At 59.4% G+C, this 19,918-nt stretch carries 22 protein-coding genes; 11 read left to right on the forward strand and 11 right to left on the reverse strand.

Features of this window, described 5'->3' with window-relative positions:
* Window positions 1-3 precede the first annotated feature (3 nt).
* Together AB4N41_RS02005 and AB4N41_RS02010 are read right to left on the reverse strand one after the other, a co-directional pair.
* Window positions 4-693, reverse strand: coding sequence for a DUF6933 domain-containing protein (locus tag AB4N41_RS02005; RefSeq protein ID WP_252876761.1), 690 nt, complete (start codon window positions 691-693; stop codon window positions 4-6).
* Between the two features lie 77 nt (window positions 694-770).
* Entirely contained in the window at window positions 771-1,592 is an 822-nt protein-coding gene (locus tag AB4N41_RS02010) for a sulfite exporter TauE/SafE family protein (protein ID WP_252876762.1), read from the reverse strand.
* A 112-nt stretch (window positions 1,593-1,704) separates the two neighbouring features.
* Between AB4N41_RS02010 and AB4N41_RS02015 the strand changes: the two genes are divergently transcribed.
* Window positions 1,705-2,472 carry an AraC family transcriptional regulator gene (locus AB4N41_RS02015; protein WP_056788036.1) on the forward strand — a complete coding sequence of 256 codons (768 nt, stop codon included), beginning with the start codon at window positions 1,705-1,707 and terminating at the stop codon, window positions 2,470-2,472.
* Window positions 2,473-2,565: 93 nt separating this feature from the next.
* Window positions 2,566-2,883: a helix-turn-helix domain-containing protein gene (locus AB4N41_RS02020; RefSeq protein ID WP_056788034.1), complete on the forward strand. Its 318-nt coding sequence runs from the start codon at window positions 2,566-2,568 to the stop codon at window positions 2,881-2,883.
* 37 nt (window positions 2,884-2,920) lie between these two features.
* Here the strand turns inward: AB4N41_RS02020 and AB4N41_RS02025 are convergent, their stop codons facing one another.
* Window positions 2,921-3,976 carry an MBL fold metallo-hydrolase gene (locus AB4N41_RS02025; RefSeq protein ID WP_252868128.1) on the reverse strand — a complete coding sequence of 352 codons (1,056 nt, stop codon included), beginning with the start codon at window positions 3,974-3,976 and terminating at the stop codon, window positions 2,921-2,923.
* Between the two features lie 210 nt (window positions 3,977-4,186).
* Between AB4N41_RS02025 and AB4N41_RS02030 the strand changes: the two genes are divergently transcribed.
* The 3 genes from AB4N41_RS02030 (at window position 4,187) to AB4N41_RS02040 (ending at window position 6,983) form a co-directional block, all read left to right on the forward strand.
* A complete protein-coding gene (locus AB4N41_RS02030) occupies window positions 4,187-4,795 on the forward strand; it encodes a TetR/AcrR family transcriptional regulator (protein WP_252868129.1) in 609 nt (202 codons plus the stop codon).
* Window positions 4,796-5,027: 232 nt separating this feature from the next.
* Entirely contained in the window at window positions 5,028-6,347 is a 1,320-nt protein-coding gene (locus AB4N41_RS02035; protein WP_122704239.1) for a methyl-accepting chemotaxis protein, read from the forward strand.
* 114 nt (window positions 6,348-6,461) lie between these two features.
* Entirely contained in the window at window positions 6,462-6,983 is a 522-nt protein-coding gene (locus tag AB4N41_RS02040) for a DUF1003 domain-containing protein (protein ID WP_252876764.1), read from the forward strand.
* Between the two features lie 108 nt (window positions 6,984-7,091).
* On the opposite strand, the gene AB4N41_RS02045 is transcribed toward AB4N41_RS02040, so the two are convergent.
* Window positions 7,092-7,418, reverse strand: a complete 327-nt coding sequence (locus AB4N41_RS02045) for a DUF2025 family protein (RefSeq protein WP_460138325.1) — start codon at window positions 7,416-7,418, stop codon at window positions 7,092-7,094.
* 219 nt (window positions 7,419-7,637) lie between these two features.
* On the opposite strand from AB4N41_RS02045, the gene AB4N41_RS02050 reads away from it, so the two are divergent.
* Both AB4N41_RS02050 and AB4N41_RS02055 read left to right on the forward strand, forming a co-directional pair.
* On the forward strand, window positions 7,638-8,765 hold the full coding sequence (locus AB4N41_RS02050) for a glycerophosphodiester phosphodiesterase (RefSeq protein ID WP_041479218.1): 1,128 nt from the start codon (window positions 7,638-7,640) through the stop codon (window positions 8,763-8,765).
* 156 nt (window positions 8,766-8,921) lie between these two features.
* Entirely contained in the window at window positions 8,922-9,227 is a 306-nt protein-coding gene (locus tag AB4N41_RS02055; RefSeq protein WP_016773566.1) for a PepSY domain-containing protein, read from the forward strand.
* Between the two features lie 321 nt (window positions 9,228-9,548).
* On the opposite strand, the gene AB4N41_RS02060 is transcribed toward AB4N41_RS02055, so the two are convergent.
* Window positions 9,549-11,171, reverse strand: a complete 1,623-nt coding sequence (locus AB4N41_RS02060) for a methyl-accepting chemotaxis protein (protein WP_252876765.1) — start codon at window positions 11,169-11,171, stop codon at window positions 9,549-9,551.
* Between the two features lie 276 nt (window positions 11,172-11,447).
* Here AB4N41_RS02060 and AB4N41_RS02065 point away from each other — a divergent pair, with 276 nt between their 5' ends.
* Window positions 11,448-12,470 carry a transporter gene (locus tag AB4N41_RS02065; RefSeq protein WP_039758494.1) on the forward strand — a complete coding sequence of 341 codons (1,023 nt, stop codon included), beginning with the start codon at window positions 11,448-11,450 and terminating at the stop codon, window positions 12,468-12,470.
* Between the two features lie 140 nt (window positions 12,471-12,610).
* Here the strand turns inward: AB4N41_RS02065 and AB4N41_RS02070 are convergent, their stop codons facing one another.
* On the reverse strand, window positions 12,611-13,507 hold the full coding sequence (locus tag AB4N41_RS02070; protein ID WP_252876766.1) for a LysR family transcriptional regulator: 897 nt from the start codon (window positions 13,505-13,507) through the stop codon (window positions 12,611-12,613).
* Window positions 13,508-13,628: 121 nt separating this feature from the next.
* Between AB4N41_RS02070 and AB4N41_RS02075 the strand changes: the two genes are divergently transcribed.
* The gene (locus AB4N41_RS02075) at window positions 13,629-14,387 is read left to right on the forward strand and encodes an SDR family NAD(P)-dependent oxidoreductase (RefSeq protein ID WP_252876767.1); all 759 of its coding nucleotides are present in this window, start codon (window positions 13,629-13,631) and stop codon (window positions 14,385-14,387) included.
* 61 nt (window positions 14,388-14,448) lie between these two features.
* Here AB4N41_RS02075 and AB4N41_RS02080 read toward each other — a convergent pair whose 3' ends face one another.
* Window positions 14,449-14,886 carry a multidrug/biocide efflux PACE transporter gene (locus AB4N41_RS02080; protein WP_252876768.1) on the reverse strand — a complete coding sequence of 146 codons (438 nt, stop codon included), beginning with the start codon at window positions 14,884-14,886 and terminating at the stop codon, window positions 14,449-14,451.
* Window positions 14,887-14,975: 89 nt separating this feature from the next.
* Here AB4N41_RS02080 and AB4N41_RS02085 point away from each other — a divergent pair, with 89 nt between their 5' ends.
* Complete coding sequence (locus AB4N41_RS02085) at window positions 14,976-15,830, forward strand: LysR family transcriptional regulator (protein ID WP_056788010.1); 855 nt, start codon at window positions 14,976-14,978, stop codon at window positions 15,828-15,830.
* Between the two features lie 749 nt (window positions 15,831-16,579).
* Here AB4N41_RS02085 and AB4N41_RS02090 read toward each other — a convergent pair.
* Genes AB4N41_RS02090 through AB4N41_RS02100 form a run of 3 tightly spaced genes read right to left on the reverse strand, consistent with a single transcriptional unit; the run spans window position 16,580 to window position 18,618 of the window.
* Window positions 16,580-17,815, reverse strand: coding sequence for an RNA polymerase sigma factor (locus AB4N41_RS02090; protein ID WP_252876769.1), 1,236 nt, complete (start codon window positions 17,813-17,815; stop codon window positions 16,580-16,582).
* Window positions 17,808-18,152 carry a YciI family protein gene (locus tag AB4N41_RS02095; protein WP_039758054.1) on the reverse strand — a complete coding sequence of 115 codons (345 nt, stop codon included), beginning with the start codon at window positions 18,150-18,152 and terminating at the stop codon, window positions 17,808-17,810. The genes AB4N41_RS02090 and AB4N41_RS02095 overlap by 8 nt, the downstream gene beginning before the upstream one ends.
* Before the next feature lie 40 nt (window positions 18,153-18,192).
* Window positions 18,193-18,618: a YybH family protein gene (locus AB4N41_RS02100; protein WP_056788004.1), complete on the reverse strand. Its 426-nt coding sequence runs from the start codon at window positions 18,616-18,618 to the stop codon at window positions 18,193-18,195.
* 142 nt (window positions 18,619-18,760) lie between these two features.
* Here AB4N41_RS02100 and AB4N41_RS02105 point away from each other — a divergent pair, with 142 nt between their 5' ends.
* Window positions 18,761-19,246 (forward strand): GNAT family N-acetyltransferase, encoded by a 486-nt coding sequence (locus tag AB4N41_RS02105; protein ID WP_150637515.1) that lies wholly within the window; start codon window positions 18,761-18,763, stop codon window positions 19,244-19,246.
* Window positions 19,247-19,388: 142 nt separating this feature from the next.
* On the opposite strand, the gene AB4N41_RS02110 is transcribed toward AB4N41_RS02105, so the two are convergent.
* Window positions 19,389-19,877, reverse strand: a complete 489-nt coding sequence (locus AB4N41_RS02110) for a GNAT family N-acetyltransferase (protein ID WP_150741966.1) — start codon at window positions 19,875-19,877, stop codon at window positions 19,389-19,391.
* Between the last annotated feature and the right edge of the window lie 41 nt (window positions 19,878-19,918).

Raw genomic sequence — 19,918 nt, forward strand, 5'->3', positions numbered from 1 at the left:
CGCTCAGTTGATGCGTGCCCCTTCTTCAAACGCTCGAATCTCCCGCTCCGCCTCCCTGCGTCGCTCAACTGCAGCCTGAACGCCCAGATCTTCCACTCCGCAATACTGGCGCAGCCAATGAGCGAGCATTTCTTCATCGGGGCGAAAGTAATCTTCTCGGTCCTTGGTGTTTCGAATTTGCGAGTTCATCCGCGCATCGAAACCGATAGCTGCACGTTCGCCTTGGGGCAAACAGCCCCACTCTGCCGCGCAATCCTCGAAAAACCAGGCGACTTGTTCGATGTGCTTTTGTGCGCTGCGATGGCCACGGCGATAAAAACGATACTCGCGACTCAGCTCGAGACGATCGGTCATTGTCCCCGCATCAACCCATTGCATGAGGTCATGATTGATTGCATCGCGGATCAGACCTTCGCGCCAACGCTCGTTAAACCACGCTACAAACCCTTCGGCGTCGGCCTTTTTGGCATCAGCCAGGATCACGCAATAGCGGGTTTTGATGTGCAGGACCAACAACGCATGTTTGCGCTGCACAGTGATCGCATGAACCAACCACTGTTCGTCCGCGCCGTTCAGCTCATCATCCTCAATAACTGATGACGGCGGTTTGGTGTCCACCGGCGTGATCGTTTGGCCTTTATGAACACGGCTGAAAAACTTGCTGGCGGCTTCGGTGCAATTGAAGATCAACATCCTGGTTCTCTGCTGAAGACTGGAGGGCAACGCTCTGCCGCCGATTCTGATTTCTTTCACCCGCGTCAATCAACGATTCATTTGAGCGACATGCTCAGCAGCACCACGATGAGCAAAACAATATAGATCCAGGCATGCACCCGATCCGGTATCCGCCCAATCCACCGCGCAGCCAATCTGATCCCCAGCAACGAACCAACCGTCAGCAGCGCAAACGCCAGCACATCGACATACCCGATATACCAACCCCCCAGATCAGCCTCGGTGAAACCGGCCAGCGCCATGTACGTCAGCGTCCCGGCCAGCGCTACCGGCACGCTGAGCGGATTGGCCATGGACGTCGCTTGCGACATGCTCAGCCCGCAGCGGCGCAGCAGCGGAACGGTCATGATGCTTCCTCCTTCACCTAGGAAGGTCGCGATGGCGCCGATGCCTACGCCGCCGGCGGATGTTTCCGTCGTGGTCAGTCGCCGTGGGATTGTCGTCTGGGACTGGGTGAGAAATCCGCGACGCAGCAGGCAATCGACGATGGTCACGCCTAGGTAGGCGATGAAGGCGTAGCGGATCACTTGACCGCTGACCCACATCGCAGCGATGGCGATGGCGCCGACGACCGCGCCTACGCCGATAAACCCGCCCAATGGCCAGAGGTAGTCCCGGAGCAGATTGCCGGCGCGTTGGTGTTTGCGTGTGGCGATCAGGGCGTTGACGATCATCACGCAGGTCGAGGTGGCCACGGCGATGTGCATGGCCGATTGCGCGATGGGGTCGTCTGCTGCGTGGCTGGCGGTGAGCATGCGATAGAGCAGCGGCACGATTACGAAGCCGCCGCCGAAACCGAAGAGCACGGCGCTGATGCCGGTGAGGCAACCGAACAGCGTAAGCAGGAGGTAGAACATGGTGGGCGTCCAGGATCGGGGGAGCCCAGGACATTAGAGCGTGATGCACTGGCCGGCTTCAGTAGTTGGGCCAATAATGTTCGCGTTTACGCCAATCGCTGGAACACGCCTGATGCGCAATATTTCGATCAATCAGCTCGATGATACGCCTCGCCCGGTCGTGGCCATCGGTACCGATTATTCCCACGGCCACCTACTCCCGTTTCATACGCATCGCCGTGGGCAATTGCTCTACGGCGCCACCGGCGTGATGCAGGTCAGCACTCAGAACGGTAATTGGGTGGTTCCGCCGCAACGCGCAGTGTGGATTCCGCCGGGCGTGGCCCATGAGGTATTGATGCTCGGGGTGAGCACGCGCAGCGTGTATATCGAGCCGGGAAACGTGGAATTGGGGCCGGACTGCCAAGTGCTCAACGTGTCGCCGCTGCTGCGGCATTTGTTGATGGACGCGGTGGACGTGCCACTGATGTACGACCAGGGCGGACGCGACGGTGTGCTGATCAACTTACTGTTGCATGAACTGGCACGCAGCGCGCCCCTTGCCCTACACATTCCCATGCCCGCCGAAGGAAAGCTCCTCAGTCTGTGTCAGACCTTTCTGAACATGCCCAATACCCATCAATCCCCGCAGGATTGGGCCGATCAGTTACACATAAGCTTGCGTACCTTTAACAGATTGTTTCGGCAGCAGACCGGGCTCAGCTTTCGTCAGTGGCGCCAGCAGGCGTGCGTCGTGCAGGCGTTGGCACGGTTGGCGGCGGGGGAAGCGGTGACGCGGATTGCCCTGGACTTCGGCTACGAGAGCCCGGCGGCGTTTTCGACGATGTTTCGGCGTGTGCTGGGACAGGCACCGTCCGTCTGGTTGGAGCCGACGAACTAGGCAAATTTGAAAAATGCGTTTGATCCCGGCCGAAAACAACTGTACAAAAACACAGTACATTTTCAATCAGCACTTTTGAGCCCGGAGCACACCATGGCCTCTCTTGCGATGAACCACGTCCTCGAACGCATTGCCCTTTTCCAGTTCACCCCGACCCACTGCGTCCAGGCCCGCGCCATGCTGGGCTGGAGCGTTGAACAACTGTCGCGCGAGGCCGAGGTGGCGGTGGCAGATATCCAGCGGTTCGAAGCGCAGCAGGACGTAGCGGACGCCGCGAGACTGGCACTGGCTTATCGGTTTGAAGCGCAGGGGTTGGTGTTCTTTCCGGGGTTCGCACCGGGGCGCAGTGTCAGGGCGCAGGGTATGGCAGGGGAATCGGTGGGGCGTGGGGATTTTGCGATGGCTGATTAAGCTGGCGAGGGGGACGCCCCTCACCAACTGAACGGATTCATGCGTTCTGTACCACCGCATCACTCTCCTCTTCAACCGCCATCCACCACGCACTCCCCCGTTGTGGATGCGCAAGGTTGAATGCCTCCCCCATCCGCGGTGTGGTAATCGCAATACTGCGTTCCCATGCAAGCGCAAGGATGCGGTCAAAAGGTTCGTGCCAGGCGTGCATGGCCAGGTCGAAGGTGCCGTTGTGGATCGGGAAGAGCCAGCGGCCCTTGAGGTCGATGTGGGCTTGCAGGGTTTCTTCCGGTTGCATGTGCACGTGGGGCCATTCGACGTTGTAGGCGCCGGTTTCCATCAGGGTCAGGTCGAACGGGCCGTATTGTTCGCCGATGCGTTTGAAGCCGTCGAAGTAACCGCTGTCGCCGCTGAAAAAGATTCGTGTGTCGGCGTCGATCATCACCCACGACGCCCACAGCGTGCTGTTGCCGTCGAACAGGCCACGGCCGGAGAAGTGCTGCGATGGGGTTGCGATGAAGCGGACACCGGCGATTTCGGTGCCCTGCCACCAGTCGTACTGGCGCACCTTGCTGGCGTCGATGCCCCATTTGATCAGGGTGTCGCCCACGCCCAGCGGAGTCAGGAAGTAAGTGGTTTTGGCGGCGAGTTTGAGTACCGCTTCGTAGTCGAGATGGTCGTAATGGTTGTGCGAGAGGATCACCGCTTCGATCGGTGGCAGTTCGTCGATGCTGATCGGTGGCTGATGAAAACGTTTCGGACCCGCCCATTGCACCGGCGAGGCGCGCTCGGCGAAGACCGGGTCGGTGATCCAGAATTTGTCGCGCATCTTAAGCAACAGCGTCGAGTGCCCCAAGCGGTAAACGCTGTGATTGGGCGCTGCGAGCAGATCTTCACGGGTCAGCGGCTGCACAGGAATGGCGGCGGTCGGACGGGTGTTGCGCGGTTTGTGGAAAATCATGCTCCACATGATCCGCAGCATTTTGCGTAGCCCTTCGCGCTGCACCGGCGCATGATTGCGAAACAGCCCTTGATCCTGCCGCGAGGCTTCAGGTGTGGGAGTGTTATCCGGGAGAGAGACTGGATTGGCCATGACTGAACGACTCCGAAAAACCGTGTGCTGCACGGTATTCCACGGGAAATGAAAATGGCCAAGCTGCACGCTAGGGCCAAACGCTCTGGTTTGTAAGGTGCGAGGATTAACGCAACATTACACTGAGCGGTGTAGTTTCTAGGTTGCATCAAAGCCGACGCCAAGTAAACTGCCGAGTGTAATTTCATTCCTCTCTGCCGAAGCCCGCTCATGACCGCTCCACAACGCCTCACTGACCGCAAACGCGAAGCCATCATCCAGGCGGCGATCGCCGAATTCCGTGCCCACGGTTTCGAAATCACCAGCATGGACAAGATCGCCGCTACGGCCGGCGTGTCGAAGCGTACGGTGTACAACCACTTCCCCAGCAAGGAAGAGCTGTTCGCCGAGATCCTGAATCAGTTGTGGGCGCGGATCATCGCCGAGCCATCGGTGCGCTACGACCGCGAGCAACCGCTGCATGAGCAGCTGCGCCTGATGCTGCGAGAAAAAGTGCAGATGATGGCTGACGAGAATTTTCTCACCCTCGCCCGGGTGGCGATTGCCGCAACCATTCATTCCCCTGAACGTGCGCAGAATATGATCGAGCGCATGGGCGAGCGCGAGGAAGGCCTGACCGTCTGGATACGCGCGGCGCAAGCCGACGGACGGCTCAAACCGGTGGATCCGGAATTTGCCGCGCATCAAGTACAAGGTTTGCTCAAGGCATTCGCGTTCTGGCCGCAGATCTCGCTGGGTCGCGCGGCCCTTGATCCAGACGCGCAGAATGCAGTTGCCGAGTCGGCGCTGGAGATGTTCCTGGCACTGTATCAGCGGTGAATCACCGGCTCGTCGAGCCGTGTACAACTAATTTCGTAAAAAGTTATACAACCTCGCGAAAAATTCCTTTCTTGTACAACTTTATTAAGTTTTGTATAAGTAGCCATCTGCCAGTAACGGAACGTTGGCATTGAGCAGTCACCACCGAATGCCGCCTGTGCATTTCGGTTTGCCGGCGCAGGAATAGGGACTGAATCCTTTTGATTTTCCCCACTTCCCGAGTATCGCAAGCATGTTTTTCAATCGCCAGAAAGCCGCCCTCGCTGAACTGCAACACACCGTTTTTGACCAAGCTGCGATGCTCGAAGCGATCAACCGTTCGATGGCGGTGATCGAGTTCGATCTTGATGGCGTGGTGTTGCGTGCCAATGACAATTTCCTCAAGACCATGGGTTACACGGCTGCCCAGGCGATTGGCCAGCCGCACCGGCATTTCTGCACACCTGAGTTCGGTCGCAGTGCCCAATACACTGAGCTGTGGTCGCGCCTGAAAAACGGTCAGTTCCAGTCCGGCACCTTTGAACGGGTCGACAGCAAGGGCCAGCCGATCTGGCTGGAGGCCAGTTACAACCCGATCAAGGATGCGTCGGGACGGGTGATCAAAGTGGTCAAGTACGCGATGGATGTCACCGCCAAGGTGCAGCAGGAGAACGAGGCCAACGCCAAGCTGCAGGCGATCGATCGCGCGATGGCGGTGATCGAGTTCGATCTCGACGGCAACATTCTTACCGCCAACCAGAATTTTCTCACGCGCATGGGTTACAGCCTCGCAGAGCTCAAGGGCCAGCATCACCGCCTGTTCTGCACGCCGGCGCTGGTCAACAGCGGCGCCTATCAGGATTTCTGGCGCCGCCTGAATCAGGGCGAGTTCTTCCACGGGCAGTTCGAGCGCGTGGATAAACGCGGTCAGATCGTCTGGCTGGAGGCCAACTACAACCCGGTCTACGACGCTTCGGGGCGTTTGTACAAAGTCGTGAAGTTCGCGTCTGACGTTACCGCCCGTGTCGAGCAACACGAGCAGGACGCACGCAGTGCCAGCACCGCTTACCACATCTCGGTAGCGACGCGAAAAGTCGCCGAGCAAGGTACGCAGGTGATTCAACAGGCTGCCAGCGAAATGCGCGAAATCGCCGAGGACATCAGCCAGTCCTCAACGCTGATCGCACAACTGGGTGACCGCTCCGAGCAGATCACCGCCATCGTCAACACCATCCGCGCAATCGCCGATCAGACCAACCTGCTCGCCCTCAACGCCGCCATCGAAGCCGCGCGCGCCGGTGAACAGGGCCGCGGCTTTGCCGTGGTGGCCGATGAAGTACGGCAACTGGCCGCGCGCACCAGCGGTTCCACCGCCGAGATCTCCACCATGATCAGTCTGATCCAGAGCGAAACACGGCAGGCGATCAAGAGCATGCAAGGCACCCGCGACCGCGCCGCAGAAGGCGTGGAACTGGCCAATCAGGCCGGCACGGTGATTCTGCAGATTCGCGATGGCGCCAGTGAGGCGGTGGATGCGGTGAGCATGTTTGCCAATGAGCGGGTGCCGAATTGAGGTTTGTGCAGGGTCGATAGGACGAGTCGCAACCTTCGTGGGCAGCCCGCGAAGGTCGGCCGCCACCACGCAGAGCTATAGTGACGACACGTCCCAAGCCCCGCCGAGTGCCCCATGAATAACGAAAAACCCGGAATATCCAACGCTCCCATCGATCACCTGCGCTTCCACCGCCCCCACGCCCACCTGAATACGACCTTCGGCAACGATGCCTTCGCCCTGCGCGCCGAAGCCTTTGCGCGGTTCTTCGGCACGCCGCTGTTCCTTGGCGCGCAAACCTTGATCGTTGCGGTATGGATCGGCCTCAACGTATGGGGCGTGACTCAATTCGACGTCTACCCGTTCATCCTGCTGAACCTGGCCTTCAGCCTGCAGGCGGCCTACGCCGCGCCATTGATCCTGCTTGCACAAACCCGTCAGGCCGCGCGCGACAAAGCGCAGGCCGACGCCGATGCGCAGCACCGCGAAGCTCTGGCATTGGCCAATACCGAACGTCAGGCAGAGGCGGCGAAGAATTCCGCGCAATTGCTGGCATTGCTGGAACAAAACACCCGCCTTACCGAAATGACGAAAACCCTCACCGAACGCATCGAAAGCCTGACCAGCGAGTTGCACGCTCACGTGTGCCAGAACTAAGGCCGCCTTCGCGAGCAGGCTCGCTCCCACATTGGATCTGTGGCGTTCACGAAATCCCTGTGGGAGCGAGCCTGCTCGCGAAGAGGCCCGCAACCACACAGCAAAACCTCAACCGCGCACCAGACTCCGCACCGCCACAATCTCCGGCACTTCAACCTTGCTCATGTAAACCCGCAACGGCTCGGTGATGTTGATGCGGTCGTCGATGTGTTGATCGAGCAGCAACTGAATCAACTCGCGCTTGAGCGTCATGGTGGTTTCCGACGCGCTCGCCCAGACGAATTCACTGGCCGGGATGATGCCGTCGTCGGCCACGTCCATGCCGAACGAATCTTCGCTGAAGCGCACGATGTATTGGCCGGTCTTGCGATTGAGGCCGACGAAGCCTTTGAGATCGTCGGCGGCCTGGCAGATGAGTTGGGAGGTGATGCGCATGGTAAACCTCACGAAAGATGATGATGGTTTACACGCAGGGCAATGTAGCGGCGCGCCCTCTGCCGGGGCATATGCCGTGGGCAAGCGTACTGCAAACAGCGCCACAAAAGTGCAGGAAATTTCCGTTTTGCTCGCTTTATGTCGGTCTGGCGATAGCCCTGCGGCGCGTCAATTGTTAAAAGGTACGTCTCGAAAAAAACCTGCGAAAGGAACTCGACCATGCCTGCCACTTTTACCCGAAGCGCTCTGGTGCTGAGTCTGTTGTTCGGCCTCGGTCAGGCGCATGCCGCCAGCCACCCCGAGCCCAAGGCAATCGCTGCCGCCCATGGCATTCCGCATCCGGCGGTGATTGCCCACCGTGGCGCGTCGTTCGATGCCCCGGAATCCACCGCTGCGGCCTACAAACTGGCCCGTGACCTCGGCGCCGATTACCTGGAAATGGATTTGCAGCGCAGCAAGGACGGCGTGCTCTTCGCCCTGCACGACGACAACCTGCAACGCACCACCGACGTCGCCAGCAAATTCCCCGAGCGCAAGGACAGCCCGGCCACCGCGTTCACCATGGCCGAACTGAAAACCCTCGATGCCGGCAGCTGGTTCAACACTAAATACCCGGATCGCGCGCGACCTTCCTACGCCGGACTGAAAATTCTTACCCTCGATGAAATCATCGACATCGCCCGCGCCAACCCGCAGCACAAGCCGGGCCTGTACATCGAAACCAAAGAGCCGCAGCTGTTTCCCGGCATCGAACATGACCTGAAGGAAAAACTGCAGGATCGCGGCTGGCTCAGTCCGGCCGGCTCGAAACTGGCGAAAAGTGCGCTGGGCGTCGGTCAGGGCAAAGGCAAGGTGATCCTGCAGACCTTCGATAAGAACAGCCTGCAATTGCTGGAGAAGGAAATGCCGCAAGTGCCGAAGATCCTGCTGTTGTGGGTCGGCGAAGGCAGCATCGAGCCTAAATCTGCGGTGACGTTTGCCGCGTCCGGCGAGAAAGACAAAAACGTTTTCTACGGCAAGCAGGAACCGAAGTCAGAAGCGGAATTCAAGCAATGGGTCGATTACGCCAAAGCCCAGGGCGCGATCGGCACCGGCCCTTCGGCGAAGCTGACTCATGGTGGTGATCAGAGTTACTCCGACCTGGTGCAGCCATGGATGAATCAGTACACCCACGATCAGGGCATGCTGGTGCACGTTTATACGGTCGACGAGCCGGTGGACTACGAAAAAGTCATGGCAGCGGGTGTCGACGGCATCTTTACCAACCGCGCCAGTGAACTGTTGAAGTTTTATAAGCGTCCGGCGGCTGGCAGCATTGACGATGTTTTGAAGAAGAACGGTTTCTGACTTGTTATCGAGTCGCCTGCTTCACGATCAGGCTCGCTCCCACAAAGAGCAGTTTTATCGCGAAGCAGAGATTTAAGGGTGAATTAAGTTGCGCTGGTTAATCTGAACCCACTTACACAGATCAACCACTTCAACGCACTGCCAAGGAATGAACCGATGAAAACTTTGACTGCCCTGTTTACCGCCGCTGCCCTGACCCTCACCGCTGGCCTGGCTCAGGCTGATGTTCGCATCGACCAGATCCCGCAACTGGTCAAGGACGGCAAGATCAAGTCGCTGGAATCGATGAACGCCGAAGCACTGAAACTGCACCCGGGCGCAACGATTACCGACACCGACCTGGATAACCACTTCAATGGTTATGAGTATGAAGTTGAACTTAAAACTGCTGACGGCAAAGAGTTCGACGTGGACTTTGATGCCACCACCGGTAAAGTGCTGAGCGACAAGCAAGACACTTGATAGACCGCTGTTAAAGAGCCGCACGATTTAGGATCGTGCGGTTTTTTTATGATTTGCGTTTGGCTTTGTTGATGAGTTGTCAGTGAAAACTTTACCCCCTCACCCCAGCCCTCTCCCCAAGGGGGCGAGGGGGAAAGGGAGCAGATCGGGGAAATTTCGGAGCCTGAGTACGCCTCAAAATTAAAAAGCCATCACAAACGACTACCAGCCTGAGTACGCCTCGGCATTTCAGGTCGGCGAATCTCGAACAATCAACACGGTCAGTCCCCTCTCCCTCTGGGAGAAGGTTAGGGTGAGGGGCTGACAAACCGCCAGCCAAAATCAGGCACTGAGCCGCGCCGTCACCTCATTCAACTGCCCCGACAACCCATGCAAATTCTGACTGGCACTTTCGGTGCGCTGCACGTTGTCCAGGTTGGTGCTGGCAATCGCGGTGATTTCAGTCAGGTTGCGCGAGATATCCTCGGCCACTGAAGTCTGCTCTTCTGCCGCTGTGGCGATCTGACGGTTCATGTCGCGAATCGCCTCCACCGCCAAGGTGATGCGCTCCAGCATCGCGCCGGCCTGGGTGACTTGCTCGACACTTTCATCACTGCGCGCCTGACCGCTCTCGATAGCCTGCGCGGCATCGACAGCGCCGGTCTGCACGTTCTGAATGATCTGGTTGATCTCGATGATCGACTCCGCCGTGCGCTGAGCGAGGTTGCGCACCTCATCGGCGACGACGGCAAAACCACGCCCGGCCTCACCCGCCCGCGCCGCTTCGATGGCCGCGTTGAGCGCCAGCAGATTGGTCTGTTCGGCGATGCCACGAATCACTTCCAGCACCTTGCCGATACGACCGCTGTCGGCTTCCAGTCGACGGATCACCGTGGCGGTGTTGGCGATTTCGCCGCGCATCTGCGTGATCGAGTGAATGGTGGTTTGCATGACCTTTTCACCCTGCTGCGCCGACTGATCGGCATCGTCGGCAGCACGTGCGGCATCGGCGGCGTGACGGGCGACTTCCTGGGCCGTGGCGGACATTTCGTTCATCGCCGTGGCCACTTGATCAGTGCGGTTGAATTGCTCGCTGGTGCCGCCGGCCATGGTCGTGGCAATGGCGTTCAACTCGCCGCTGGCGCTGTCCAGATCACCGGCGCTGCGTTGCAAGCGAGTGAAGGTGTCCGCCAGAAAATCGCGCAGAGTGTTCGCTGCGGCAGCGAGGTTGCCCAGTTCATCGCGACGCTCGCTGACAACACGTTCGGCCAACTGGCCACGGCTCAAGCGGGTGACGTAATCGATGAGGTTGCGGATCGGCTCGATCAGGTTGCGGCTGACCAGCCACAGGCTCAGCAGACCGATCAACAAGCCTGACGCGAGCATCACCAACAGCCCCAGCCACACGGTGCGCTCAGCGCTGGCACTGATCAACGCCGATTGCGCGGTGCCCTGCTCGCGCAGCTCGGCAACCAATGCACTCATCTGCTCGCTGGTGGCGCGGTCGACGCCTTTGACAGCAGCGTCGCCGGCGCTCGGATCACCACCGGCAGCCACGTAGGCATCGCGGCCTTTCTGGTAGGCAGTACCCAACTGGCGATGCTCTTCGCGCAAGCGTTCGATGCGGGATTTGAGAGTTGCCTCGATGCCTTTCTGGCCGGCCAGTTCGCCGAGAATGTTCTGCACGTCGCGCTGACGCTCTTCGAACTGGCTCCAGTATTTCGCCAGGTCCGCTGGTTGCTTGCCGCGCAGCAAGACGTTTTTCCACTCTTGCACCTGCACCTTGAATTGCAGGTTGGCTTCATCGATCAGTTGCGAAGTGTGCAACGGGCCGGCGATCAACTGGCTATAGCTTTGCACGCCGTTGGAGAGGAAATGAAAGCAGGCCAGCGCGATCAACAATATCGCCAGCAGACTGCCGCTCAACAGGGCGAGAATTTGCGCTCTCAGGGATTTTTGCAGCATTGCAAGGTACTCGAAGCAGGGATGAGGCACGCCCGAACGGACGTGAAAAATGGCCGGACTTCCCTGTCGACGTACCATGGCCATAGGCCAATGGCGCGCAACCTAACTCACCTGAGATCGGCGCGCCAGAGCCTTCCTTGAGAAACTTCCGACAGCCGGTAACGCTTTGATTTGCCGTCATTTTGCTGTCACAAAACGGTCATGTGAGCTTGCGATGATGCCGCTCCGGTGAACCTGAAAATCCTGCCCCAGACACCCTCCTCGCAGCGAGCCGCCATGAACCACAGCCTCGATATCAGCCATCGCGACCCGGACCTGTTTGGCTTGCTCTACGGCTTTCGTTTTCTGCCCGGGGAGCGCGGTCGCGAGATCGATTCGGCGACGGCTTTGCGCTGTTTGCAGGACGACAGCGACAGTGGCGAATTCCTCTGGCTGCACCTGAACCTGGCCCATGCCGCGTGCGAGCGCTGGATGAAAAGTCATCTGCAATTGCCCGAGGAATTTTTCGAGGCGTTGCACGAAGGTTCGCGTTCGACACGCATCGAGCATGTCGATTCGGCGCTGCTGGCGGTGGTCAACGATGTGGTGTTCAACCTCAGCAGCATGGTCTCCTCCGACGTGTCGACGCTGTGGGTCTGCGTGCGCAGCAAACTGATCGTCAGCGCGCGCCTGCAACCGCTGCATTCGGTAGATAAATTGCGCTCGTCGGTAAAGGCCGGCGAGTGCTTTCGCTCGCCCTCGGAATTGCTCGTGCATCTGCTGCGCGATCAAGGTGAGGTGCTGACGCAGATCGTGCGCAAGACCAGCCTGAGTGTCGATCAGGTCGAAGACGAATTGTTGTCTTCACGCCTGTCGACCAACCGCGCCGAACTTGGCGCCAACCGTCGCGTGCTGGTGCGACTGCAACGGCTGCTGGCGTTGGAACCGGGGTCGTTGCTGCGCCTGCTCAATCGTCCGCCGCCGTGGTTGCAGAAGGAGGACGTCAAGGAGTTGCGCAAATCCACCGAGGAGTTTGCGCTGATCATCAACGACCTCACCGCCCTCGGCGAGCGGATCAAATTGCTGCAGGAAGAGATCGCCGCCAACCTCAACGAACAAAGCAACCGCACGCTGTTCACCCTGACGGTGGTAACGGTGCTGGCCTTGCCGATCAACATCATTGCCGGTTTTTTCGGCATGAATGTGGGGGGTGTACCGCTGTCGCAGGACCCGCATGGATTTTGGGTGCTGGTCGCGCTGGTGGCGACGTTCACCGTGATTGCCGGGCGTTGGGCGTTTCGCAAGCGTGGGGATTACTGAGCGCAAATCCCACACACAACACAGCCCTCACTGTGGGAGCGAGCCTGCTCGCGAAGTCGGTGTGTCAGATAAATCAATGTTGAATGACATGGCGCTTTCGCGAGCAGGCTCGCTCCCACAGTTCTGGCCAAGGTGAGAAGTCAGAGCGTTGAACGAACGACATCGCCGAGCCAATCCATAAACACCCGCACCCGCAGCGGCAAATGCCGTTGCCGTGCGTACAGCAAGGAAATCGCCATCGGCGGTGCGGTGTATTGCGCGAGCACTGTCACCAGTTCGCCATTTTCCAGATGCGGCTGCATGCCGGTACGTGGCACCTGGGTCAGCCCGAAGCCGCCCAGGCACGCCGCTTCATAGGCGTCGGTGCTGTTGACCGTGACACTGCCGGCCATCGCCACGCGCCGCACTTCGCCACCCTCCTCATAGACAAACCCTTCCGAACGCGAGCCCAGTACGCCGACGTAATGCACCAGCCGATGCTGCGCCAGATCCTCGATGGTCTGCGGCACGCCGTAACGTTGCAGGTAAGCCGGGCTGGCGCAGTTGACCATCGGGAAGTCGCCAAGATGCCGGGCGACCACCGACTGATCCGGCTGCGCGCCGATGCGTAACACGCAGTCGAAACCTTCGCTGAGCAGATCGACACGGCGATCGGTGCTGCTGATTTCCATCTGCAGATTCGGGTGGCGATCCATGAATTCCGGCAGGCGCGGCAGGATCAGCCGTCGCGCGAGGATGTTCGGCATGTCGACACGAATACGCCCGGTCAGCGACGCCTCGTCCTGACGAAACAGCCCCTCGATTTCATCCATGTGCGAGAGCAGATCCTTGCTGCGCTCATACAGCACCAGTCCATCCTGAGTGGCCTGCACCTTGCGCGTGGTGCGCTGCAACAGCCGCGTGCCGAGCAAGGCTTCGAGCGCCTGCACCTGTTCGGACACCGTGGAGCGCGGCAGGCCGAGGCTTTCACCGGCGAGAGTGAAACTCGACAGTTCGCTGACCCGGACGAAGGTGCGCAGCAGTTCCAGTTTGTTCATGACAAGCCCCGGTGATTGTTCGGCTGAGCCGATCAGTGATTCCGCTTTTGCCGTGTTTATCACCTCAGGGCGGATAAATAAACTTCTTCCATCCCCACTCAACGCAATCGAGGAAGTCAGCATGAACCGCAAAATCGCACTGATCACTGGCGCCAGTCGTGGCCTGGGCCGCAGCGCCGCCCTGCACCTCGCCGCGCAAGGCATCGACATCATCGGCACCTACAACAGCCGCGCCGACGAGGCGCAAACTCTGGTCAGCGAATTACAGGCACGCGGCGCGAACGCGGCGATGCTGCAACTGGACGTCGGCCGCAGCGAAAACTTCGCCGCGTTTGCCGAGCAGGTTGAACAAGCACTGGAACAGACTTTTCAGCGCCAGCGCTTTGACTTCCTTATCAACAACGCCGGGGTCGGCGTGCATGCGCTGTTCAGCGAGACCACCCCTGAGCAGTTCGATCTGCTGATGAACGTGCAGTTGAAAGGACCGTTCTTCCTGACTCAGCAACTGCTGCCGCTGATCAATGATGGTGGGCGCATCGTCAATATCTCCAGCGGCCTGACCCGCTTCAGCCTGCCGGGGTACGGCGCCTATGCGGCGATGAAAGGTGCGATGGAAGTGCTGACGCGTTATCAGGCGAAAGAGTTGGGTGCGCGGCAGATTGGCGTGAACGTTCTGGCGCCGGGCGCGATTGAAACCGATTTTGGCGGTGGCACGGTGCGCGATAACAGCGCGGTCAACGCGATGGTTGCCAGCAACACTGCGCTGGGTCGCGTCGGCCAACCAGATGATATTGGCGGTGCACTGGCGCTGCTGCTGTCAGAGGGTGGACAGTGGATCAATGGTCAGCGGGTCGAGGCATCCGGCGGCATGTTCCTCTGACTTTGTGTGCGATGACTCACCTTTGTGGTGAGGGAATTTATCCCCTCACCACAGGTTTACCTCAGCTTTCACATGTGCGGCGGGTCATGAAGCGCTCGCGCAGTACGTCATAACCCCAGTGATAGACATAGGTGTACGGCAGGAAGAACAGCAACACGCCAATGTCGAGCAACAACGCCTGCCACAGGCTGACCGACAGCCACCAGGCTATCAGCGGCACGCCCATCACGATCAGTCCACCTTCGAACAACAGCGCATGCACCACCCGCACCCAGGCGTTGTGCGGCAGATTCATCCGCGCCAGAGCACGGTCGAAAAAACGGTTGAACACCACGTTCCACGCCAGTGCCAATATCGCAATCAGCACGGTGACCGCGCCCATGTCGAGCAGCGGTTTTTGCATGATCCACGCGAGCAGCGGTGTGCAGATGAGGATGGCAAGAAACTCGAAACCAACAGCCTGGAAAACACGTTCGGTGAGCGACTTGTGGGCGGTCATGGCCTGACTCCTTGTTTGACGATGGTTGCCATGATCCAACTGAATACCGATACTTCATAACCAATAACCATCGATCAAGGCGATAGTTCATGGCTTCGCAGGAAGTGCTGTTGGCATTTGTCCAGGCAGCGACGCAAGGCTCGTTCTCAGCGGCGGCGCGCAAGTTGGGGCGCAGTCAGTCGACCATCAGCGCGGCAGTGGCAAGCCTGGAGATCGATCTGGATCTGCAGCTGTTCGACCGCAGCAGCCGCAAGCCCACGCTCACCCCCGCCGGCCACGTGATGCTGCAGAAAGCCGAGGCGATTCTGGCCGCCACCAGTCGCCTAGAGATGAGCGCACGGCAATTGGCGCAGGGCGTCGAGCCGAAGCTGACCGTGGCGATTTCCGACACTTATCAGTCGTATCGTTTCGAGGCGGCACTGGTGGGTTTCGAGCAGCGTTATCCGGAGCTTGAGCTGGAATGCCTGATTGCCGAATGCGAAGACCTGATCGAACTGGTCCAGCGTGGCCGGGCGCATCTGGCCTTCGCGGAAATGCAGGACAGCTACCCGCCGGACCTTGTGACCTCGACGGTGGCCGAGCGCACGGAGATTGCCTTGTTCGTCAGCCGTGAGCATGCGTTGGCGAAGCTTGAGCATGTCGATCAGCAGATTCTCGAGCAACATCGCGAGCTGCGCCTGGCAACCATCGTCAATCCGTATGACAGCCGTGGCAAAGGCCGGGTGTGGTCGGCGCCGAGTTATCTGATGCTGCTGGAAATGGCTGAAAAGGGTTTTGGCTGGGCACCGTTGCCACGGTGGCTGGTGCAGCGTTATGCCAATGATTTGCTGATAGAGCTCGACGTGCGCGGCTGGCCGAAACCGGTGTTTGTCGACGCCTTGTGGTCGCGCTTGTATCCGCCGGGGCCGGCGGGGAGCTGGTTGCTCAGCAAGATGCTCGAATAAGATCAAAAGCCCCTCACCCCAGCCCTCTCCCGGAGGGAGAGGGGGCCGACCGAAGTGTCTGGCGTTATGCATCGACCTGAAAAACCTTATCGATTATGGATTCAAGACAATTCGTTCAAGTCGGTAATCCCTCCAATATCCACCCAATCAGTCCCCTCTCCCTTTGGGAGAGGGGGCCGACCGAAGTGTCTGGCGTTATGCATCGACCTGAAAAACCTTATCGATTATGGATTCAAGACAATTCGTTCAAGTCGGTGAATCCCTCCAATATCCCCAATCAGCCCCCTCTCCCTTTGGGAGAGGGGGCCGACCGAAGTGTCTGGCGTTATGCATCGACCTGAAAAACCTTATCGATTATGGATTCAAGACAATTCGTTCAAGTCGGTGAATCCCTCCAATATCCCCCCAATCAGCCCCCTCTCCCTTTGGGAGAGGGGGCCGACCGAAGTGTCTGGCGTTATGCATCGACCTGAAAAACCTTATCGATTATGGATTCAAGACAATTCGGTCAATTCGGTGAATCCCTCCAATATCCCCCCAATCAGCCCCCTCTCCCTTTGGGAGAGGGGGCCGACCGAAGTGTCTGGCGTTATGCATCGACCTGAAAAACCTTATCGATTATGGATTCAAGACAATTCGTTCAAGTCGGTGAATCCCTCCAATATCCCCCGATCAGTCCCCTCTCCCTTTGGGAGAGGGTTAGGGTGAGGGCAATCCACAGACTGCCCCCAATCGCCAGAGCGCCAAGGTCAGAGCATTTCCAGCGCCATGATCCGTCCTCGAATAAACCGCCGCTCCGGCTCCTGCCGCGTCAGCTCCAGCGCCCGCTGATACGCTGCCCGCGCCTGCTCCACTCGGCCCAATTGCCGGCAAAACTCCGCCCGCGCCGAATGCGCCAAGTGGTAATCCTGCAACTCCCCTCGCGCTAAAATCCCTTCAATCAACAACAATCCCGCCAACGCCCCATCCCGCTTGGCCACCGCCACCGACCGGTTCAGCTCGATCACCGGCGACGGCACTGCACGCAGCAACACGTCGTACAGACCGACAATCTGCTGCCAGTCCGTTTCCGCCGCCGACGGCGCTTCCGCATGCACCGCTGCAATCGCCGCTTGCAGGCAATATGGCCCGAAGCGTCGCGTACTCAGGGCGCGCTCGACCAGCGCGCAGCCTTCGGCCATCAACCCGGCATCCCACAACGAGCGATCCTGATCGTCGAGCAATACCAGTTCACCGCTCGGCGAAGTGCGCGCCGGTCGACGTGATTCGTGCAGCAGCATCAGCGCCAGCAGACCCATGACTTCCGGCTCAGGCAGCAACTCCATCAACAAGCGCCCGAGGCGAATCGCTTCGCGCGTCAGATCCTCGCGGGTCAGCTCAGTGCCGACCGATGCCGAATAACCCTCGTTGAACACCAGATAAATCACCCGCAACACGCTGTCCAGGCGCTCGGGCAATTCGTTCAGCGTGGGTACTTGATAAGGGATTTTCGCGTCGCGGATCTTGGCTTTCGCGCGGACGATACGCTGGGCAATCGCCGCCGGCGCCGAGAGAAAAGCACGGGCGATTTCCTCGGTGGTGAGGTCGCAGACTTCACGCAAGGTAAGCGGCACCTGCGCATCCGCCGCCAGTGCCGGGTGGCAGCAGGTGAAGATCAGCCGCAAGCGATCGTCTTCCACGTCTTCGCCACTCCAGTCAGCCTGTTCCAGCTCATCGAGTTGTGCCAGCAGCAACGGTTGCGACGCCTTGAACCGGGCGCGCCGGCGCAGCACATCGATGGCTTTGAAACGTCCGGTCGAGACCAGCCAGGTGCGCGGGTTGTCCGGCACGCCGTCGCGCTGCCAGCGCTCGACCGCGACGAAGAACGCCTCGTGCAAGGCTTCTTCGGCGAGGTCGAAATCACCGAGCAGGCGGATCAGCGTGGCCAGAATCCGCCGCGAATCCTCGCGGTAGACCTGCTCGACCCGCGCCCTGACGTCAGACATTCAACTGCCGCACCGGGCGCACTTCAACGCTGCCCACCCGCGCTGCCGGAATATTGCCGGCGACCTGGATGGCTTCGTTGAGATCCTTGGCATCGATCAGGTAGAAACCGGCCAGTTGCTCCTTGGTTTCAGCGAAAGGCCCGTCGGTGATCGACACCTTGCCGTTGCGCATGCGTACCGTGGTGGCGGTCTCCACCGATTCCAGCGCTTCGGCGGCGATCATCCGCCCGCTGCCCTGAATCGACTCGGCGTAGGCCCAGCATTCGGCGTCCTCCGGGCTGTCGGGCGAGGTGTGCAGCAGGCGTTCATCGCTGTAGACCAGGCATAGATATTTCATGGCGATCTCCTGATTCGAACGGATCAACTATGGCTGAAGATCAGGGCTGCACATCGAACAGCGTCGCGCCGCTCATCGGATCGAACGGTGCCGACCAGTGCTCGTGGGCAATCTTCCACGCCCCGCCGATTTGCCGGTAACAGGCGGTGACACGCATCCAGCAACTCTGGGTTTCGCCTTTGTCATTGGTGCCGCCGCAGTTGGCTACCCAATGGGCGAAAGCGATGTTGTCGGCACTTTCGATGGCGATTTCATGGAACTCGAAGATGTGCGGGCCGGGGCACATTTCCATGCACTCGACCCAGTGCGCGCGGTACGCCGCTTTGCCTTTGAATTGCAGGGCCTTGATCGCATCGAACGAGACGATGTCGTCGGCGTACAGGGCCATGACTTTCTCGACGTCCTTGGCCATTACCGCTTCGCGATAGGTGTTGATCAGAGTCTGGATCTCGCTTTGTGCGCTCATGGTGTTCTCCGTGGTTTTTGTTGTGAAGACACCCTTAGTCGTTTGCCCAATGCGCGGATCGACAGGGCAAACAAAAAAATTTCGCCGACGACAATCTCGCTAGAATCCGAGGCTCACTCTTTGTAGGAAAAAGGAAATTCCCGTGTCAGCCCAACTCGTGCCTTACGACAGCCTCAGCCCTTTACAGCGTCAGCAAGTCGAGGCCATTGAAATCCACCCCGAGCAGATCAAATTCTCCGGCGACATCCACGGTGCCTTGCACACCCTGCTGTCGAAACCCGGCCCCGGCGTAAAGGGTTTTGCCCTCCTGGCGGACGACGTACCGGTAGCGTTTCTGCTGCTCAAGCGCCCGCCGGTGTTGCCCGACTGGGCCGACGAACACAGCGCCACGTTGCATGCGCTGCAGGTCGATCGCCGAGCGCAGGGCAAGGGTTACGGCAAGGCTTGCCTGCAAGCGCTGCCCGCTGTCGCCCGTGAAGCGTGGCCGGAAATCAAAGGACTGGAATTGTCGGTGGACGCTGATAACGAGGCGGCGATTGCGCTGTACGCCAAGCATGGCTATGTCGACAGCGGCGAAGCGTACAAGGGCCGGATCGGTTACGAGCGGCGGATGGGGCTGTTCTTCTGAGTATCCCCTGATCGTTCCCACGCTCCGCGTGGGAACGCCTCTTTGTGACGCTCTGCGTCACGCTTTTGGGACGCGGAGCGTCCCCGGCTGCATTACCACGCGGAGCGTGGGAACGATCAGGCAGTTTCGATAGGTGTTGGCTTCAGAGGGTCAGGATCATCTCGTGCCACGCCATGCCGCCGTGGTCGGACTCCGACGGTTTGATGTAAGCAAAGCCAAACCCGGCGTACAACGCAATGTGTTGCTCTTTGCACATCAGATGAATTGTCGCTTTGTCCATCGCACGCATGCGCTCGATGAATTCGCCGAGCAGGCGCTTGGCCAGGCCCTGCCCTTGGTAATCCGGGTGCACCACCACCGACATGATCACCACGTTCGGCCCTTTCGGGTCGTGGCCGATCAGCTCCTTGAAGGCCTCGTCGGACATCTGCACGTCGAACGCCGCGCCGGAATTGATGAAACCGGCGACCACACCGTCCACCTCTGCGACGATGAAGCCGTCCGGCCAGGTGGCGATGCGCGTGGCGATCTTTTCGCGGGTAGCGGCTTCGTCGCCTTCATAGGCGTCGGTTTCGATGGCGTAGCAGCGGTCGAGGTCGGCGGCGCTGACGTTGCGGATCACGGTGTTCATGGCAGCTCAAAAATCTGTGGAAACAAGGCCCGCCAGCATAA

This window comes from Pseudomonas sp. S2_A10, from assembly GCF_054668465.1.

Coding starts and splice junctions, on each gene's coding strand:
- AB4N41_RS02005 (WP_252876761.1), bottom strand. CDS start 693: ATGTTGATCTTCAATTGCACCGAAGCCGCCAGCAAGTTTTTCAGCCGT.
- AB4N41_RS02010 (WP_252876762.1), bottom strand. CDS start 1,592: ATGTTCTACCTCCTGCTTACGCTGTTCGGTTGCCTCACCGGCATCAGC.
- AB4N41_RS02015 (WP_056788036.1), top strand. CDS start 1,705: ATGCGCAATATTTCGATCAATCAGCTCGATGATACGCCTCGCCCGGTC.
- AB4N41_RS02020 (WP_056788034.1), top strand. CDS start 2,566: ATGGCCTCTCTTGCGATGAACCACGTCCTCGAACGCATTGCCCTTTTC.
- AB4N41_RS02025 (WP_252868128.1), bottom strand. CDS start 3,976: ATGGCCAATCCAGTCTCTCTCCCGGATAACACTCCCACACCTGAAGCC.
- AB4N41_RS02030 (WP_252868129.1), top strand. CDS start 4,187: ATGACCGCTCCACAACGCCTCACTGACCGCAAACGCGAAGCCATCATC.
- AB4N41_RS02035 (WP_122704239.1), top strand. CDS start 5,028: ATGTTTTTCAATCGCCAGAAAGCCGCCCTCGCTGAACTGCAACACACC.
- AB4N41_RS02040 (WP_252876764.1), top strand. CDS start 6,462: ATGAATAACGAAAAACCCGGAATATCCAACGCTCCCATCGATCACCTG.
- AB4N41_RS02045 (WP_460138325.1), bottom strand. CDS start 7,418: ATGCGCATCACCTCCCAACTCATCTGCCAGGCCGCCGACGATCTCAAA.
- AB4N41_RS02050 (WP_041479218.1), top strand. CDS start 7,638: ATGCCTGCCACTTTTACCCGAAGCGCTCTGGTGCTGAGTCTGTTGTTC.
- AB4N41_RS02055 (WP_016773566.1), top strand. CDS start 8,922: ATGAAAACTTTGACTGCCCTGTTTACCGCCGCTGCCCTGACCCTCACC.
- AB4N41_RS02060 (WP_252876765.1), bottom strand. CDS start 11,171: ATGCTGCAAAAATCCCTGAGAGCGCAAATTCTCGCCCTGTTGAGCGGC.
- AB4N41_RS02065 (WP_039758494.1), top strand. CDS start 11,448: ATGAACCACAGCCTCGATATCAGCCATCGCGACCCGGACCTGTTTGGC.
- AB4N41_RS02070 (WP_252876766.1), bottom strand. CDS start 13,507: ATGAACAAACTGGAACTGCTGCGCACCTTCGTCCGGGTCAGCGAACTG.
- AB4N41_RS02075 (WP_252876767.1), top strand. CDS start 13,629: ATGAACCGCAAAATCGCACTGATCACTGGCGCCAGTCGTGGCCTGGGC.
- AB4N41_RS02080 (WP_252876768.1), bottom strand. CDS start 14,886: ATGACCGCCCACAAGTCGCTCACCGAACGTGTTTTCCAGGCTGTTGGT.
- AB4N41_RS02085 (WP_056788010.1), top strand. CDS start 14,976: ATGGCTTCGCAGGAAGTGCTGTTGGCATTTGTCCAGGCAGCGACGCAA.
- AB4N41_RS02090 (WP_252876769.1), bottom strand. CDS start 17,815: ATGTCTGACGTCAGGGCGCGGGTCGAGCAGGTCTACCGCGAGGATTCG.
- AB4N41_RS02095 (WP_039758054.1), bottom strand. CDS start 18,152: ATGAAATATCTATGCCTGGTCTACAGCGATGAACGCCTGCTGCACACC.
- AB4N41_RS02100 (WP_056788004.1), bottom strand. CDS start 18,618: ATGAGCGCACAAAGCGAGATCCAGACTCTGATCAACACCTATCGCGAA.
- AB4N41_RS02110 (WP_150741966.1), bottom strand. CDS start 19,877: ATGAACACCGTGATCCGCAACGTCAGCGCCGCCGACCTCGACCGCTGC.